The organism is Paraburkholderia caffeinilytica (assembly GCF_051027425.1).
Lineage (GTDB): Bacteria > Pseudomonadota > Gammaproteobacteria > Burkholderiales > Burkholderiaceae > Paraburkholderia > Paraburkholderia caffeinilytica_A.
On sequence record NZ_CP186553.1, the window covers coordinates 931,663 to 948,483 of the forward strand.

Sequence of the window (16,821 nt, forward strand, 5' to 3'; positions counted from 1 at the left end):
ATCTGTTTTCATGTGCCGCCCGAACGCCTTTCGCTTTTGATCTCATTTGCAACTATTGATATTCATTCGATTCGACTATGCCGAAGAAAAAGCTCGTTTACATCTGGTCTCTGAGAAACGCAGCGGCTGACAAAGCGGGGCAGGATATTGCCTACCGGAGCGGCACGCGGTACATGAAATCGGTGCTGGAATCTCTCGTGGAAGCGCTTAACGATACCGAGCTCGGGGAGCAGTACTCGCTTGAGAAAGTGATCTACGACGATGATGCGGGATCTGCATTGGATCGCGAGAAGCTGAAGGAGTATGGGTTCTCGTATGAGGCGGGTAAGCGATGGTTCTATCCGCCGAATTTGCGTGTGCAGGGTAAGGCGGTTAACGATCTGTTGCTGGCGATTCCGTCGGTTTATCGGCGTGAGCCGCTTGGGGCCGCGGGGCGTGCGGCAGGGAAGAGCCGGTTTGAAAAGCATCTGCTCGAGACGCTCGTTGAGCTTAAGGCCGATATTGTGGTGCTGGATGGGTTGTTGATTATTCTCGATGAGTTGGTGCGGCCGGGGGCCCCGTTCTATCGCAAGATTGTGAATATTCATCCGGGAGTGACGCGGGAGGAATCGCCTTATGAACGGCGTGGCGCGTATGCGACGCTCGATGCTTTGTATGGTGCGCGTGGGAAGAAGGTGGTCGACTGGAAGACCATGGAGACTGTGGATGTGGCGCCGCTTTATCTTACCGGTGCGTCGTTTCATTATGTCGATAATGGGATCGACTCCGGGGAGGTCATTCATGATGTGCTGAGCACGGAGATCGGTGCGGACGATACTATTCTGGAATTGCGGTGGAATAATTTTAATCGGAGTTTGTTTCCTGCGTTGCAGGAGGGGTTAGGGATGTTGGCCGCTGCGCGGGGTGTTTGGGTTTAGGGGTGATTTTTTTGTCTGTTTGGTGGTTGTTTGTCTGTTTCTTTTTCTGTTTGCTTGCGGTGTTGGCCTTTTCTTGTTTTCTTATCGGTCTATTAGCGTCGCCCCTGTGCGGGGCAGGCACCTACTTTTCTTTGCCTGCCGCAAAGAAAAGTAGGCAAAAGAAAGCGGCTCACACCGCTAGCTTATAAGCGGGGCCCCCGCGCAGTCGCGGTAGTGGTGCATCTGGAATCTGTGTTCTCGCACATTCAGCCCTGGTGACAAGGCCGTCATTCTTCCGGCGGCGCTGCGCGCGCCGAAGTGCATTTCTTTACACCGGGTGCGGCAGGGTGGACGTACTACGCTTATGTGAACGCTCGAACGCTCGAACGCTCGAACGCTCGAACGCTCGAACGCTCGAACGCTCGAACGCTCGAACGCTCGCGGGCCGTGTTGAAGCGGCCCGCGCGGTTTGCGGTTTCAGCATGAGTCGCATTGAATGGGCTGGCCTGCTGGTGTTGTTGCTACTTTTTTTAGTCTTCTCGACGCACTTCCCGACACCACGAAGCTGAGCGCCGCGAGTACCCATACGCCCACGCCGCCGTATAGCATCACCCAGCCGAAACCGTCTATCAACGCCGCGTGAACGGCGCTCCCCGTGGGGTCGATCTGTGCCAATGCCGGGATTCCGGCTCTGACCGCCTGGACATCTCCCGCTGCAATTTTCTCGGCCAGATGGCCGAGTGGCGCAGTATCGATTGTCGTCGGAAGTTTTGATTTCAGACTAGATAGGATGCCTGCCACCAGGATCGCGCCCATTAACGCAATGTTGATCGCGAGCGTAATCATTCGTGCACTCATGTCGATGCCGGAAGCCATGCCCGCGCGCTCGGGAGGAACCGCGCCAGTTGTTGTGTTGGTGACCGGTGTGTTGGTCAGGCCGAGGCCGGCGCCGGCGAGTACGCAGCCCGGCAGCATGGACAGCACGCCGGGGTGCGTCGCGTGGCTGCCGTATCGCATCAGGATGAAACCGAGGCCGATCGTAAAGAGCCCAACCGGGATGGCGATTCCTGATCCGTAGCGCAACGCGAGCCGTTCACCAAGCGGCGGAAATAGCAGCGTCGGCAGCGTATAGGCAAGCAGCGCCAGTCCTGCATTTACGCTGTCGTAGCCAAGGCCGATCTGGAAATAGATCGGCAGGTAAATCATGAACGGCCAGAAGCTGAAATTCATGCCCGCGGACCCCATCAGCGCGCCAGAAAACTGCGGAATCCTGAAGACCGAAAAGTCGAACATGGGGCGGGCGCTGCGTTGCTCCGCCCAGAGAAAGGCAGCGAAAGCCACTAGCGTCGCCACGACGATGAAGATCGCGCGCGGGCTCGTCAAACCCATGTCCGAGCCCTGCGTGATGAAGTACACGAGGCCGAATACCGCCAGCGAGAGCGTGACGATGCCGGCAACGTCGAGCGTATGCGCGTGGGGGTCGCGCGATTCCTGCACGCCACTGAAGACGAAGATCAAGGTCATGGCGGCAAGCAGTGCGTGCACCCAGAAGACCCATTGCCAACCCGATAACGCAACGATCATCCCGCCGATGATCGGCCCAAAACCAAGCCCGATTCCCAGGATGATGCCCCACGTGCTGAACGCGCGGGCGCGCTCAGGTCCTTCGTTGAACTGGTGCGAAAGAACCGCCACCTGGCATATCAACATCACGCCGCCACTCGCACCTTGCAGCAGACGCGCGACGACTAGCGCCGGTACGCTCTGCGCGAGTCCGCAGATCAAGGACGTAATGCCGAACAACGCAATCCCGATCACAAATATCCGTCTGCGGCCGTATCGGTCCGCCAGGGTGCCGGTCGCCATCAGCACGGTCGTTACTGCGAGCGTGTAGGCGTTCATGATCCATTGCATACCCTTGAAGTCACCGTGCAAAAGCCGTTCGAGGGTGGGCAGGATCACCGGCACGCTGGAGATTTCGAGGCCGAACATCAATGAAGACAGACAAACGGCGGCTAGCGCCAGCATGTTCTTCGGAATGGGGAAGGGGCTGGTCATCTGAGTGACCGGCGTGTTACGCGAAATCGATTGGCGTTCTGTTGCAGCGGCCGCCTGGGGTTGCCTGTTGCGCCCTGGCGGAGCGATCCGATTCCGATACCTGGACATAGAAATTCACCTCAATAGTCGATGGGCTTAGCCACCATGGAATGTGTAATATAGTGGGAATCCATGTCCCGATTGACGCGAAATAGTCCCAGAAATGCGTCCTTCAAGGACCCAATAAGGTGAGGCGATGAGCGACATCCTGGATGGTGTGACGACGTTCGTGCGTGTCGTCGAGGCGGGCAGTTTTGCGTTGGCCGCGGAACGTTTGAACCTGACGCGTTCGGCGGTCGGCAAGGTGATCGTACGGCTTGAAAAGCGTCTCGGTGTGCGTTTGCTGACCCGTACAACACGCAGTCAAAGTCTCACGGAAGACGGGCAAGCCTATTACGACCGTTGCGTGCGCGCACTCGCCGAACTCGAAGCCGCGGAGGCCGATCTGGACTCAGGCCGGCGCGAACCCAAAGGGCGTTTGCGGGTGAGCGTGCCGCAGGCCTTCGGTCATCATTGCGTGGCACCGGTGCTGCTCCGCCTTGCGCGCAGGCATCCGCAATTGAGGATCGATATTTCGATCAGCGATCGTTTCGTGGACATGGTGGAAGAAGGTTTCGACCTCGTGGTGCGGATCGGTCCGCTGGTCGACAGCGTCAGCCTCGCGGCGCGAAAACTCGGTATGCAGTATGCGAGTATTGGCGCGGCCCCATCCTATCTGGCGCGGCATGGCACGCCGGGTAACGTGGATGAATTACGCGGGCACGTCGTGATTGCGTACTTGCGGGGCGCGGCCGCCGACCCATGGGATGTGCTCGACGTCGACGGGCGAATCCGCCGCGCCGATGTTCGGCCGCAGCTTGCGTTCGACGATATGCAGGGGATTGTGGATGCCGCGATTGCCGGGTTCGGCCTCGCGTGGTTGCCGAGCTGGCTGCTGGCGCGCTATGCGGAAACGGGCGAGCTGGTGACGGTGATGGAGAACTGCTTTCGGCCTTCGCAGGAGATCCACGTAGTGTGGCCGCAGAGTCGGTATCTGCCTTTGAAAACGCGCTGCGCGATCGACGCGCTGGTTGCGGAGATTCCCGCTATGCTGGGTGCGCCTGCCACAGGCGCACCCGTTGTACGTCGTGATTAGAACTGGAAGGTTGCGCTAGCCACGGCAGTCCGCGTCGGCGAAGGTGCTACGTAGTAGCCCCACGCCGTGGTCCAGTAACGGCGGTTGAACAGATTGTTGATCCCGGCCCGGAACGTCACATCCTTGCCGGCAATCTTGGTCTCGTACCGGCCGCTCAAATCGTACGTGACGTAAGCCGGCACGAATTGCGTATTCTCCGCATCGACCGCCTGGTTGCCGACATACTTCCCGCCAAACGCCAGCGTCAGCGGACGCAGGTAAGACGGGTTGTATTCGATACGGCCGGTTACGGTAAACCGCGGCGCGCCATACACGCGCTTACCGTCGACGCTTGCATCGTCCACATCGACCGCCTTCGCGTCGAGCCACATCACGCCGCCCATCACGCGCCATTCGTTGGTCAGCGCAAGCCAGCCGCTTGCGTCGACACCGGTATAGCGCTTCGTGCCGTCCTGCACGAAGATGTTGGCCGAGTTCGTGTAGTTGTAGCCCTGATCGACGCGGAACAGCGCGAGGTTGGCGCCCCACTTGCTGTGGTCCGTCTTGAAGCCGATTTCGTATTGCTTGCTCTTCAGCGGACCGAACGTGGCCGGGTAGTTGAGATTGGTGTTCGATGCCGAGCCACCCTGTTCAAGCGATTCGACGTAGCTCGTGTACACCGTCGAATACGGATCGGTCTTGAACATCAGCGCGAAGGTCGGTGTGACCGGATCCGCGCTGTATTGGGACGTTACGGCGCTGCTCGGGTCGTACACGTGCTCGCGATATTGCGTGTAGCGCACGCCGACCAGGGCGGACAGACGCGACGTGAACTGCACCGTATCGCTTGCGTACAGGGAAGCCTGCGTGGTGCGCTGCTGACGGTACAGCTCCGAACCGATGCTGACTTCTTCGTTGGTCAGCAGCGTGCTGCTGTACAGGTTGCCGGTGCCGAGGGAGTAGCCGTCGTTCCAGCCTGTGCTGTTGCTGTACTCGCTGGTTTGCGTCTCGAAGCCCGCGCCGACGACGACGTCGTGCTTGATGCTGCCGGTGTTGAATTTGCCCTGCACCATCGCGTCGACGTTCTGATAGAAGTAACGCGTCATCGCCGCATAGAGTGTGTTCGAGTAATTGCCCGCGTCGTCGGTGACATACAGGAAGCTGTCCGAATTGGTGCGGTTTTCCTTGGCAAAGCGGTATTTCACGCTTGCATGCCAGTTTTCGGAGAGGCGGTAATCGAGGCCCGTACCGAACGAGGCCATCTCGGTCTGGTAGTAATTCTGCGGTTGCGTCAGCGCATGAGTGACGGTGCTCGCGTCGGGAATGCCGAGCCCGGTGCCGAACATCAGGCCGAATAGCGTGCCGTTGGTTTTGCGCTTCTGATAGAAGGCGTCGGCGGTAAAGGTCAGGTCCGGCGTAATGCGGAAGTCGAACGCCAGCGAGGCCACCTTGCGGCGCACGTGACCGTGGTCTTCCGCGGTGTTGCCCTCTTCATTGACGAGGTTCAGGCGGTAGCCGAAACGATTGTCGTTGCCGAAACGGCCGCCCAGATCGACCGCTTCGCTGAACACGCCGGCCGACTTGTAGCCGATCGAAACGCTGCGGTACGGATCGTCGGTCGGGCGTTTCAGCACGTAGTTGACGATGCCGCCCGGCGAGCCGAAGCCATACATGAAGCCGGACAGGCCCTTGAGCAATTCGACCTGCTCGAACGGTTCGAGCGAGAGATCCGTGTCCCACGACGGGAACGACTGGCCATCCACCTTGATGCTGTTCAGCGTGTCGATCGGCATGCCGCGCACGGTGAACATGGAGTTTTCGCTGATCCCGTTTTCGCTGATGCTCGCGACCGCCGGGTCGTACTTGAACAGATCGTTGGCCGTTGCCGCCATCAGGTCCTGCGCTTCGTCGCTCGTTACCACACGCGTCGAGAACGGCGTGTCCACCTGCTTGCGCGAACCCAGCGCGCCGGCGCTGACCGTGTCGGCCTGCGCGGCGGCGGTGTCTTTCTTTGCCGAAACACTCACGGCCGGCAGCGTGGCGGCCGCGTCACTTGCCGGCACTTCCTGCGCCCATCCCGATGACGACAGCGTAGACAACGATAAACCGACGCTGACAAGAAGCGCTGCGCTGAGTAATGACGGCGTGCGGCGCTGGCCGCGCATAAACGTTGGCCGCGCTGGGCGGCTGGCGACAAATAGATTCTGCATGTTGTTTGAGTTAGGCAGCGTGATGCCGCCACGCACCAAGAATGTGCGAAACGGCTGGGTTCTAGCGAATGGTGGTTAAACGGACGGTTCAAACTGCGACGTCATACGAATGTTAATGCATCTGATTCTCATTCACAATCTATTTTGCATCTTAAGTCATCTATAAGACATCTGTCTTAAGACATAGGGTAATGGGCTGTAAGCCTTGTGTGGCGGGGCTCTGCCCCTTTTGGCACGTTGCGGCGATATGTTTGTTTAGCAGCGCCTACTGGAAAACGCGCATATACTCACGGTCGGGCCGTAAAAAGTAGTGCCGTGGGTCGCGCTGCGTTTTTGCTGCTTCGTCGCAACTCGCGGGCTCAGCGCCACGAACGCTCTGTCTAACACTTCACCTAGCAAAGCATCAAACATGTCCACTCCGCCGAAGATCATCTACACCCTGACCGACGAAGCGCCTGCTCTGGCGACTTACTCGCTGCTGCCGATCGTCAAGGCGTTCACGCGCTCGTCCGACGTGATCGTTGAAACGCGCGATATCTCGCTTGCTGGCCGGATCATCGCTGCATTCCCGGATTACCTGACCGCGGAACAGAAGGGTTCCGACGATCTGGCGGAACTGGGCGGACTCACCACGCGTCCGGAAGCGAACATCATCAAGCTGCCGAACATCAGCGCTTCGGTGCCGCAACTGAAGGCTGCGATTACCGAACTGCGCGATCAGGGCTTCAAGCTGCCGCCGTATCCGGACGTCGCGAACACGGACGCCGAAAAAGACGTCAAGGCTCGCTACGACAAGATCAAGGGCAGCGCCGTGAACCCGGTTCTGCGTGAAGGCAATTCGGATCGCCGCGCGCCGTTGTCGGTGAAGAACTACGCACGCAAGCACCCGCACAAGATGGGCGCGTGGAGCGCAGACTCGAAGTCGCACGTGGCGCACATGAGCGGCGGCGATTTCTACGGCAGCGAAAAATCGGCGCTGATCGCAGCTGCCGGCGCCGTGAAGATCGAACTGATCGCCGCCGACGGTTCGACGAAAGTCTTGAAAGAAAAGACGGCCGTGCAAGCGGGCGAGATCATCGACGCTTCGGTTCTGAGCAAGAACGCGCTGCGCAGCTTCATCGAAGCGGAAATCGCCGATGCGAAGAGCAAGGGTGTGCTGTTCTCGGTGCACCTGAAGGCCACCATGATGAAGGTGTCGGATCCGATCATCTTCGGTCACGTGGTGTCGGTGTTCTACAAAGACGTGCTGACCAAGCACGCTGACGCGCTGGCGCAGGCCGGCTTCAACCCGAACAACGGTATCGGCGATCTGTACGCACGCCTGAAGGATCTGCCGGCCGAGACGGCTGAAGCGATCGAAGCCGACATCAAGGCACAGTACGAGCAACGCCCGCAACTGGCCATGGTCAACTCGGACAAGGGCATCACGAGCCTGCACGTGCCGAGCGACGTGATCGTCGACGCTTCCATGCCGGCCATGATTCGCGAGTCGGGCAAGATGTGGGGCGCGGACGGCGCACTGCACGACGCCAAGGCTGTGATTCCGGACCGTTGCTACGCCGGTGTCTACCAGGCTGTGATCGAAGACTGCAAGAAGAACGGCGCGTTCGATCCGGTCACCATGGGTACGGTGCCGAACGTCGGCCTGATGGCGCAAGCCGCCGAAGAATACGGTTCACACGACAAGACGTTCCAGATTCCGGCGGACGGCGTGGTCCGCGTGACCGACGCAGCCGGTACGGTGCTGATCGAGCAGGCGGTTGAAGCGGGCGATATCTGGCGCATGTGCCAGGCCAAAGATGCGCCGATCCAGGATTGGGTCAAGCTCGCGGTGAACCGCGCACGCGCGACCAACACGCCGGCTATTTTCTGGCTGGACGCAGCGCGCGCGCACGACGCCCAGATCATCAAGAAGGTCGAGCAATACCTGAAGGACCACGACACCAGCGGTCTGGATATCCGCGTCATGACGCCGGTCGAAGCGACCAAGTTCTCGATCGAGCGCATCCGCGCCGGCAAGGACACGATCTCGGTCACCGGCAACGTGCTGCGCGACTACCTGACCGACCTGTTCCCGATCATGGAACTGGGCACCAGCGCGAAGATGCTGTCGATCGTCCCGCTGATGGCAGGTGGCGGCATGTTCGAAACCGGCGCGGGCGGTTCGGCGCCGAAGCACGTTCAGCAACTGGTTGAAGAAGGTTTCCTGCGTTGGGATTCGCTTGGCGAATTCCTCGCGTTGGCGGCTTCCCTCGAACACCTGAGCGGCGCGTACCACAACCCGAAGGCGCAGGTTCTGGCGAAGACGCTGGACCAGGCAACGGGCAAGTTCCTCGACAACGACAAGTCGCCGGCGCGCAAGGTTGGCGGTATCGACAACCGCGGCAGCCACTTCTACCTGGCGATGTACTGGGCTGAAGCTCTGGCCGCGCAAACCGAAGACGCTGCCTTGCAGGCGCAGTTCGCCGGCGTGGCGAAGGCGATGGCCGACAACGAAGCGAAGATCATCGAAGAGCTGGGTGCAGCGCAAGGCAAGCCGGTGGACATCGGCGGTTATTACCGTCCGAATGTCGAACTGACGAGCAAGGCCATGCGCCCGAGCGCCACGCTGAACAAGATCGTGGACGCGGTTGCTTAATGGTCTGAATGAGGTGCCGAATGAGGTACTGAGACCGTCGGTCAAAATACCGAAGCAGGCACTGAAGTAAGCAGTCAGCAAGACGATGGCGCTCCTCAGGAGCGCCATCGTCGTTTCTACGCCTGCGTGAGTGGCGGTCATGCCCGCCCTCACACGTGAACGATTTCCCAATCGCTGAGCTTTTCAGGAATCTCGAGCGTCGAGGTGTCCACTTCCGTCAACTGCGGGCAGGTCAGGCCGCGTGCGACTTCATCGGCTGCCTGTTCCGGGCAGGAAAATTCACCGAGCGTTTCGTTGCCGTAGGTTGCCTCCCAACCATCCTGGCCCGGCAAAATGTAGAACGCTCCCTGGGTCGATCCAAAGCGAAAGCCTTTCATTTTTAGTCTCCCAATTGCCAATTAAAAACCGCGATGCCGTGACGGCTTCATGTAGGGGCGGGGGACTCACTGCGACTGCGTTTTCGTCCCGTCTTTCGCTACACCCTCTTCACTGTGTCCTATGAAGCGTCGGCTCTTGTAAAAGAGTCTACGTCAGCGGCTCATGGCGCAAGAGGCTGTTAGACGGTTCATTCGATCAAAAAATAGTGTTTAAAAATAATGACTTGCAGTCGTCGTTTTGCGATGTGCAACGTGGGGCGACATTGCGAAATGGAGGATTTGTGCCACGCAACACGATTTTTTATAAGGCAATGGGGCATGCCACATCGTGAAATTTGGTGGCCTTTCTCGCTGTCCGTGTGCGGGACGGGGTGTCTGGCTTGCGACAAAGGGCAGATTTTTGAGGGTTAGCTGCCCCTGGATAGCCGATCGCATGTGTTGACGCATTGGACGGCGACTTCCTTCGACGTGCCGCCCCTAACTATCTGCTCCGCGATCTGTAGCGGGGTCCAGGCGTGACGCATTCTTGAATAGAGCGCCTTCAGGCACGCAAACTTTCTGAGCGCGAAATACGCGGAAAGCAGCTGGATCATTTCGATCGAGGGGATCGTGCGCGGATCGGCTGCATGGATGATTTCGATCATTTCCGCATCGTCGACATGGCGCCACATGTTGAATGCGCCATGAAAACCAAAGGTCGGATTGTCGAGTGCGCCGCGCTCGTGAGAAAACCGCTCGGCGATATGTTCGGGCGCAAATCGAATTCCGCATTCGGTTTCAAGGGCCGACCGGTATACCCGGCAGATCAGATCGTCTTCGTTGATGCCCGGAATCATCGGAAAACGCGCCTCTGCACATGCCTGAAGCAGCCGGGCAGAGCGTAGCGAGAATCCGCCGTTCCCTACCGTCAGTCCGTCTGAATGAAATGGCCACTTTGCGCCGATATAGTCGTAGTCGAGAAACGACTGACTCCAGGCCGTTTCATCTACAACAAATCCGTCCCATTGGGCGATCAGCACCCAGGGCGTCGAGATATGGTGGACAAGGTCCTTGAAGATGAAGGCTGAGTATTCGTCCCTCGATTGAAGCTGGGGAATACGGACAGTGCGTATGTCTGAAGGGATGTCTTCGTGGGAGAAAAGAATCACGTCGCCGAATGCGCACAAATGGGCCGATCGCCGCAGGGCGTGCAACGCAATGCGTGGATTCAGCGAATCTGCTGCACACAGCGTCACACTGCGTAGATCGATTGGCGAGCGGTTGCTCATGCGAGCCTCTAACTAAAAAGGCTCGAACTTAGCGTGTATCCGTCGATGCAGGGGCTGCCGTATGCGACAACCTTGGCTTGGATCAAATGGATTGGGAAAAGACTTTTTTGAGAAAAGCGAGCAGCACGCGGTTGAACTCCTTTGGCCGTTGCAGCGGTGCGAAGTGGCTCACGCCAGGGAGAAGAACCAACGCCGCGCCGGGAATGCTGCGGGCGAGATAGTCGGCGTGCTCCGGCTTGATGAATTCGTCGTGCTCGCTTTGCACGATCGCAACCGGCACACGGATCGCGGCCAGATCGTGCGCGGAATAGTTGGGCTGGGTTCTCATCATTTCGCTGACCGCGCCGACAAATGCGTCGAAATCGTCCGGCGTCGCCGACAGTTGCGCATAGTCTTTGGCATGCCGCCCAAAGCAGCGGTCGATGATCGGCGTCGGCACGAATTCTTTCGTCCCGCCCGGATCCATGTTGCAGCCGAAGAAAAACACGCCTGCGACACGCTCGGGGGCCTGGTGGCCCAGCACCAGGGCGACGCAGGCGCCGTCGCTCCAGCCCACCATGGCTGCCTGGTCGAGTTGCAGCGTGTCCATCACGGCCAGAACATCGGAGGCCATCAACTCGTACCGATAGGGGCGCGCATCGCGGGTACTGCGGCCGTGGCCACGGCTGTCGACCACCACCACGCGATGTCCGGCGCTGACTAACACGGGGACCTGATAGCCCCAATTGCCGCTGTGCCCCAAGCCGCCATGCAGCAGAATCACCGGCGCGCCGGTCCCATATGACGCATACCAGATTCGCGCGCCTTCGTGCTCCACATAGCCCTGGTCGTTCGAAACCGGCAATGGGGCCGCGCCGTGCGCTTCGAAATGGATGAGGTCGTCGTCGTGGAATTCCATAACCGGTGCCTTGCTGGTGAGCGGAGCAACCCAAGGATCCACTAGGTTGCCAGCGTTGCCACCAGAAAATCAACCAGGCTACGGATTTTCGCGCTGGGACGTCGCGGCCGCGTCGCCGAGCTTTCCGATCAACACCGCAACGAAGGTTTCCGTAACGGGCGGCAGCGTCCGGCCGCGTTTCTTGATGAGCGCGATAGGGCGGGTGAACGCCGGATCGTCAACGGGCCGGACCACCAGTTCAGGTTCTGCTCGGACCTCGCGAGCCGATGCAGGCAGGATAGTCACGCCAAGCCCGGCGCGCGCCATGGCGACCGCGCTCATCATATAGGTCGGCTCACAGGCGATCTCCGGCACACAGCGAGCGTTTGCAAAGGCGCTATCGACCACCGCCCGCACGCTCGTGCCGGGTGCGGTCAACACGAGCGGCACAGCAGCGAGGTCGGCCAGCGTGATGCGCCGCCGCCGCGCCAGCGCATGGCGCTTCGGAAAAACCGCCACCAGCCGGTCGATGCCCGCGTGCAGCACCTCGAAGCCGGCATCGTCCAGTTCGCCGCCGGTCAGCCCGATATCGACCTCCTCGTTGCGCACCAGCGTGTTGACCATGCTGGCGACCACGTCGCGCACATGGAAGCTCACGCGCGGCACCGCCTTCTTCATCTCCTGCACGAGTTCGGGCAAGACGCTGGCCGCGAACGTCGGCAGGCACGCGATCCGCACCGTGCCGCTGGTTCCCTCGCCGAGCGCCCGCGCGTCGACTAGCACGTGTTCCATGTCGTGCAGCGACTTCTGCAGCAGCGGCAACAGTTCGCGGCCGGTCGGTGTGAGCGCGACATTGCGGCTGTTGCGGTCGAAGAGCCGCATGCCCACGGTTTCCTCGAGGCGGCGAATCTGCACCGTCAACGCGGGTTGCGACAGATGCAGCCGCGTTGCCGCACGCGTGAAACTGCCCGTTTGCGCGACGGCGATAAACGCACGAATGTCCCGAAGATTCAGATCCATGATAGTTTGTAATTGCTGCGATCAAATCATTTCAATTGATTTATTGTTGCCCCGAACTTACGCTGGATCGCAGTAAAAAACAACATCGGAGACAAGCACATGCTGCCATTCCTGGGGCTGGCCACCATCGTCGTGCTACTCGGCGCGATCCTGTCGAAACGGATGTCGCCACTGGTGGCGCTCATCATCGTGCCGATCGCGGCGTCGCTCATTGGCGGCTTCGGCTTTCAGACAAGCAAGTTCGTGATCGACGGGCTCAAGAGCCTCGCGCCCGTGGTCGGGATGTTCGTGTTCGCGATCCTTTACTTCGGCACCATCACCGACGCCGGCACACTCGATCCGATCATCGACCGCATCTTGCGGGCTGTTGGCACACGGCCCACGCGCATCGTGATGGGCACCACGCTGCTCGCGTTGCTGATCCACCTGGACGGCTCCGGCGCGGTCTGCTTTCTTGTCACGATTCCCGCGATGCTGCCGCTCTACGACCGTCTGAAGATGGATCGCCGCGTGCTGGCCGCGGCCGTTTCGATGGCCGCCGGCATCAACTTTCTGCCATGGACGGGGCCGATGATCCGCGCGTCGGCGTCGCTGCATCTGCCGATTTCGGCGCTGTTCAATCCACTGATCCCGGTGCAGGCAATCGGCCTCGTATTCGTTTTCAGCATGGCGTTCTGGCTCGGGCGGCGCGAAGAAAAGCGGCTTGGGCTTACAGGTACGAGCGGTTCCGTGCCGATGCCGAAGCGCGAGCTGACGCCCGAAGAGCAAGCCTTGCGCCGGCCGAAAAACTTCTGGTTCAACATCGTATTGACGCTGCTCGTACTCGGCACGATGGTCGTGATGGGCGAGAAGATTCCACCGGCCATCATGTTCATGGTGGGGCTGTGCATCGCGTTGATGGTGAACTATCCGAACGTAGATATGCAGCGCAAGCGTATCGACGCCCACGCGCGCGCCGCGTTGATGATGGCCGGCATTCTGCTCGCGGCCGGCGTATTCACCGGTGTGATGCAAGGCAGCGGCATGCTGAAAGCCATGGCGCAGGCCGCCGTGGGCTTCGTGCCGCCCGCGATGGCCAGCCACATTCCCGTGGCGCTCGGCTTGATGTCGATGCCGCTGAGCATGCTGTTCGATCCGGACTCGTTTTATTTCGGCGTGCTGCCGGTGATTGCCGAAGTGGCCGGCCAACTCGGCGTGCCGGCTGTGCATGTCGGCCAGGCCGCGCTGCTCGGTCAGATGACGACCGGCTTCCCGGTCAGCCCGCTGACGCCGGCGACTTTCCTGGTGGTCGGCCTGTGCGGTATCGATCTCGCCGACCATCAGAAATTCACGTTCCCCTTACTGTTCGGCGCGTCGATCGTCATGACGATTGCCTGCGTCGCGCTGGGGATCTTCTCGTTGTGAGTTTTACCGTTTCACTGAATGGATGCGACCAGCATGACGACCACTCAAGCTAGACGCCAGGTGCGAATTGGCGCGGGCGCCGGATATTCCGGCGACCGCATCGAACCCGCAGTCGACCTGGCGGAATATGGCGCGCTCGATTATCTCGTGTTCGAGTGCCTCGCCGAGCGCACCATTGCGATTGCACAGCAGGCGCGCAGCAAAGACCCCCAACTCGGCTATGACCCGCTGCTCGAAACGCGCATGAAGGCCGTGTTGCCCGCAGCGATACGCAACGGCGTGCGGATCATTTCGAACATGGGCGCGGCGAATCCGCTCGCGGCGGCGCGCAAGACGGCCGAGATCGCGCGCTCGCTCGGTCTCGGCGACGTGAAGATTGCCGCCGTCACCGGAGACGATGTGCTCGACGTCGTGCGTCAGGGCAATTTCCGTTTCGAGGAGTCGGGCGAAAGCGTCGCTTCGTACCAGGATCGCCTTGTGTCGGCGAATGCGTATCTCGGCGCGTCGGCGATTGTCGATGCGCTTGCCGCCGGCGCGCAGATCGTGTTGACCGGACGTGTCGCCGATCCGTCGTTGTTCGTGGCGCCGCTGATCCACGAATTCGGCTGGCAGATGGACGATTGGCAGACGCTGGGACAGGCGACGGTGACCGGCCATCTGCTCGAATGCGCGGGGCAAATCACCGGCGGCTATTTTGCCGATCCGGGTTTCAAGGACGTCCCGAATCTGGCGCGGCTGGGCTTTCCCATCGCCGAAGTTGCGCCGGACGGCTCGGTTGTCATCACCAAGCTCGCACAAGCCGGCGGACAGGTAACCGAGGCGACGTGCAAGGAGCAACTGCTGTATGAGATTCACAACCCGCAGCGCTATCTGCAACCGGACGTGGTCGCCGATTTCACCCAGGTGCGTGTCAGGCAGGAAGCGCCGGATCGCGTTCACGTGAGCGGTGGCTGTGGCACACCGCGTACGGATACCTTGAAGACGTCGGTCGCTTATTTCGACGGCTATATCGGCGAAGGGCAGATCTCGTACGGCGGTCCCGGCGCGCTGGCGCGTGCCCGGCTGGCACTCGATACTGTGCGGGAACGGCTTGCGCTGACCGGCGTGGAAACGCGTGAATTGCGCTTCGATCTGATCGGCGTGAATGCGCTGCATGGCGACGCGGTGGCGGCCGGTTACGCCGAACCTTATGAAGTGCGAGCACGAGTGGCAGGGCGCACTACATCGCTGGCGCAAGCGGTGCGGATCGGCAACGAGGTGGAGACGCTTTACACCAATGGACCCGCGGGCGGCGGCGGCGTCACGAAGTCGACGCGTGAAGTGGTCGCGGTGCAATCGGTTCTGCTGCCGCGCGAGCATGTAAAGCCGGCTTTCTCACTGGTGGAGGCGTGATATGAAACTACGTGAGCTTGCTCATTCGCGTACCGGCGACAAGGGCAACACGCTGAACATCTCCGTGATCTGTTACGACGCAAAGCACTATGAGCATCTGCGAGCGGTGTTGACACCGGAGCGGGTCAAGGCGCATCTGGGCGATGTCGTTCACGGTGACGTGGTGCGTTACGAACTGTCCGGCATCGCCGCGTTCAACTTCGTACTGGGTCATGCGCTCGGCGGAGGCGTGACGCGCTCGCTCGCGCTCGACGCGCACGGCAAATCCTTGAGTTCGGCGCTGATGGCGCTGGATGTCGAGACGCCCACGCCGTAGATCCGTTTTGCGCCACGCGTTGGCGCTAACCGCTAACCGCTAACCGCTAACTGCTAACTGCTAACTGCTAACTGCTAACCGCTCGCCTTGCTCAACTCATGCGCGCGCCGAAGTCTTTCGCGGCTGTTGCTCAGATGCATCCGCATGGCGGCGCGCGCATCGTCCGCGTCCTGGCGTTCGATTGCCCGATAGATCATCTGATGCTCGCTGAGCACATTGCGCAGGGTCTCGATATGGTCGAGCTCCGCGATCTCGGCGGTGCCAAGACGCGTGCGCGGGCTCACCGCGCGGCCGAGCTGGCTGAGCACATCGAAGAAATAGCGGTTGCCGCTGGCGCGCGCGATCTGCAGATGAAACTCGATGTCGTGCGCCAGCGTGTCGGTACTCCCCCGCTCGAGTTCGGACTCGAAACGCTCCAGCGCGGCACGAATCTGCTTGAGATTCTGCTCGGTACGCCGCGCCGCGGCGAGCGCTGCCGACGCTGCCTCGACGTCGATCCGGAATTCGATAATGGCCATGACGTCCAGCATGCTGGACAGGTCGGCGGCGGGCAGTTGCATGGCCTGCTCCGTAGCCGGCTCCAGAACGAACGTGCCGATGCCGTGGCGCGTCTCGACCACTTTGGCCGCCTGCAGACGCGAGATCGCTTCGCGAACCACGGAGCGGCTCACCGAGAGTTGCTTCATCATCGCGACTTCTGTCGGAATGCGATCTCCCGGCCTCAGGGTGCCGCGTCGGATTTCATCGGAAAGGGTGGCCACCACCTTCTCAGTTAGGCTGCTCATTTCTGTTGCTTATTGACTCATCGGATGGAAATACACACGTTGCGTGTGCGAGTGACGTCGTGTGACGTATCGACGTAGCCATCATAACGTCAGTCCGAATAATGGCGGCCGGAGTCTTATGCCCCTGTGCGGGTTGGGATCGGTTATTGCCCAGCTGCAGCTATTCCAGCCAGAATTGATTTTATCATGTCATCGGACGTCTTATTTTAAGCCGCTATTTGGGAAGGAGAGACGCCATCCTGGCCGCCATTCTCCGCTACATAGGGCGTACATAGCAGGGTAAACACCGCGTTTTAACCGGAGGGTAGAACAGAGTAGACTGTCATCAGACAACGTATCACACGTTCGAAACCAGTCCATCCGGTCTGCCCGAATACGTCGTGATGCGTTCGGGCAGGCCGCGGGAGTGGCCGACACTGGAGACAAC

13 protein-coding genes are annotated in these 16,821 nt (G+C 60.3%); 6 read left to right on the forward strand and 7 right to left on the reverse strand.

Annotated elements, in window-relative coordinates:
- Positions 1–77 precede the first annotated feature (77 nt).
- Positions 78–917 (forward strand): N(5)-hydroxyornithine transformylase PvdF, encoded by an 840-nt coding sequence (locus tag ACOSV0_RS24675; protein WP_434114544.1) that lies wholly within the window; start codon positions 78–80, stop codon positions 915–917.
- Between the two features lie 456 nt (positions 918–1,373).
- Here ACOSV0_RS24675 and ACOSV0_RS24680 read toward each other — a convergent pair whose 3' ends face one another.
- Positions 1,374–2,954, reverse strand: a complete 1,581-nt coding sequence (locus tag ACOSV0_RS24680; protein ID WP_434114546.1) for an MFS transporter — start codon at positions 2,952–2,954, stop codon at positions 1,374–1,376.
- A gap of 235 nt (positions 2,955–3,189) precedes the next feature.
- Between ACOSV0_RS24680 and ACOSV0_RS24685 the strand changes: the two genes are divergently transcribed.
- Positions 3,190–4,128, forward strand: coding sequence for a LysR substrate-binding domain-containing protein (locus ACOSV0_RS24685; RefSeq protein WP_434114548.1), 939 nt, complete (start codon positions 3,190–3,192; stop codon positions 4,126–4,128).
- On the opposite strand, the gene ACOSV0_RS24690 is transcribed toward ACOSV0_RS24685, so the two are convergent.
- Positions 4,125–6,317, reverse strand: coding sequence for a TonB-dependent siderophore receptor (locus ACOSV0_RS24690; RefSeq protein ID WP_434114549.1), 2,193 nt, complete (start codon positions 6,315–6,317; stop codon positions 4,125–4,127). The two genes, ACOSV0_RS24685 and ACOSV0_RS24690, sit on opposite strands and share 4 nt — an antisense overlap.
- A gap of 409 nt (positions 6,318–6,726) precedes the next feature.
- Between ACOSV0_RS24690 and ACOSV0_RS24695 the strand changes: the two genes are divergently transcribed.
- Complete coding sequence (locus ACOSV0_RS24695; RefSeq protein WP_434114551.1) at positions 6,727–8,955, forward strand: NADP-dependent isocitrate dehydrogenase; 2,229 nt, start codon at positions 6,727–6,729, stop codon at positions 8,953–8,955.
- 149 nt (positions 8,956–9,104) lie between these two features.
- Here ACOSV0_RS24695 and ACOSV0_RS24700 read toward each other — a convergent pair whose 3' ends face one another.
- The 4 genes from ACOSV0_RS24700 to ACOSV0_RS24715 form a co-directional block, all read right to left on the reverse strand.
- Positions 9,105–9,332, reverse strand: a complete 228-nt coding sequence (locus tag ACOSV0_RS24700) for a hypothetical protein (RefSeq protein WP_434114552.1) — start codon at positions 9,330–9,332, stop codon at positions 9,105–9,107.
- Positions 9,333–9,739: 407 nt separating this feature from the next.
- Complete coding sequence (locus ACOSV0_RS24705; protein ID WP_434114554.1) at positions 9,740–10,600, reverse strand: DUF5672 family protein; 861 nt, start codon at positions 10,598–10,600, stop codon at positions 9,740–9,742.
- Between the two features lie 82 nt (positions 10,601–10,682).
- Entirely contained in the window at positions 10,683–11,498 is an 816-nt protein-coding gene (locus ACOSV0_RS24710; protein WP_434114556.1) for an alpha/beta fold hydrolase, read from the reverse strand.
- A 78-nt stretch (positions 11,499–11,576) separates the two neighbouring features.
- The gene (locus ACOSV0_RS24715; protein WP_434114558.1) at positions 11,577–12,497 is read right to left on the reverse strand and encodes a LysR family transcriptional regulator; all 921 of its coding nucleotides are present in this window, start codon (positions 12,495–12,497) and stop codon (positions 11,577–11,579) included.
- Positions 12,498–12,596: 99 nt separating this feature from the next.
- On the opposite strand from ACOSV0_RS24715, the gene ACOSV0_RS24720 reads away from it, so the two are divergent.
- From ACOSV0_RS24720 to ACOSV0_RS24730, 3 genes are read left to right on the forward strand one after another with little or no spacing between them, the layout of a single operon-like run.
- Positions 12,597–13,901 carry a CitMHS family transporter gene (locus tag ACOSV0_RS24720; RefSeq protein ID WP_434114559.1) on the forward strand — a complete coding sequence of 435 codons (1,305 nt, stop codon included), beginning with the start codon at positions 12,597–12,599 and terminating at the stop codon, positions 13,899–13,901.
- 33 nt (positions 13,902–13,934) lie between these two features.
- Positions 13,935–15,293: an acyclic terpene utilization AtuA family protein gene (locus ACOSV0_RS24725; protein WP_434114561.1), complete on the forward strand. Its 1,359-nt coding sequence runs from the start codon at positions 13,935–13,937 to the stop codon at positions 15,291–15,293.
- Between the two features lies 1 nt (position 15,294).
- Positions 15,295–15,609, forward strand: a complete 315-nt coding sequence (locus tag ACOSV0_RS24730; protein WP_434114563.1) for an AtuA-related protein — start codon at positions 15,295–15,297, stop codon at positions 15,607–15,609.
- A gap of 74 nt (positions 15,610–15,683) precedes the next feature.
- Here ACOSV0_RS24730 and ACOSV0_RS24735 read toward each other — a convergent pair whose 3' ends face one another.
- On the reverse strand, positions 15,684–16,394 hold the full coding sequence (locus ACOSV0_RS24735; protein ID WP_434114565.1) for a FadR/GntR family transcriptional regulator: 711 nt from the start codon (positions 16,392–16,394) through the stop codon (positions 15,684–15,686).
- Positions 16,395–16,821: the final 427 nt, after the last annotated feature.

Excerpts from the sequence above, each read along its gene's own strand:
- ACOSV0_RS24675 (WP_434114544.1), top strand. The coding sequence starts at position 78 with ATGCCGAAGAAAAAGCTCGTTTACATCTGGTCTCTGAGAAACGCAGCG.
- ACOSV0_RS24680 (WP_434114546.1), bottom strand. The coding sequence starts at position 2,954 with ATGACCAGCCCCTTCCCCATTCCGAAGAACATGCTGGCGCTAGCCGCC.
- ACOSV0_RS24685 (WP_434114548.1), top strand. The coding sequence starts at position 3,190 with ATGAGCGACATCCTGGATGGTGTGACGACGTTCGTGCGTGTCGTCGAG.
- ACOSV0_RS24690 (WP_434114549.1), bottom strand. The coding sequence starts at position 6,317 with ATGCAGAATCTATTTGTCGCCAGCCGCCCAGCGCGGCCAACGTTTATG.
- ACOSV0_RS24695 (WP_434114551.1), top strand. The coding sequence starts at position 6,727 with ATGTCCACTCCGCCGAAGATCATCTACACCCTGACCGACGAAGCGCCT.
- ACOSV0_RS24700 (WP_434114552.1), bottom strand. The coding sequence starts at position 9,332 with ATGAAAGGCTTTCGCTTTGGATCGACCCAGGGAGCGTTCTACATTTTG.
- ACOSV0_RS24705 (WP_434114554.1), bottom strand. The coding sequence starts at position 10,600 with ATGAGCAACCGCTCGCCAATCGATCTACGCAGTGTGACGCTGTGTGCA.
- ACOSV0_RS24710 (WP_434114556.1), bottom strand. The coding sequence starts at position 11,498 with ATGGAATTCCACGACGACGACCTCATCCATTTCGAAGCGCACGGCGCG.
- ACOSV0_RS24715 (WP_434114558.1), bottom strand. The coding sequence starts at position 12,497 with ATGGATCTGAATCTTCGGGACATTCGTGCGTTTATCGCCGTCGCGCAA.
- ACOSV0_RS24720 (WP_434114559.1), top strand. The coding sequence starts at position 12,597 with ATGCTGCCATTCCTGGGGCTGGCCACCATCGTCGTGCTACTCGGCGCG.
- ACOSV0_RS24725 (WP_434114561.1), top strand. The coding sequence starts at position 13,935 with ATGACGACCACTCAAGCTAGACGCCAGGTGCGAATTGGCGCGGGCGCC.
- ACOSV0_RS24730 (WP_434114563.1), top strand. The coding sequence starts at position 15,295 with ATGAAACTACGTGAGCTTGCTCATTCGCGTACCGGCGACAAGGGCAAC.
- ACOSV0_RS24735 (WP_434114565.1), bottom strand. The coding sequence starts at position 16,394 with ATGAGCAGCCTAACTGAGAAGGTGGTGGCCACCCTTTCCGATGAAATC.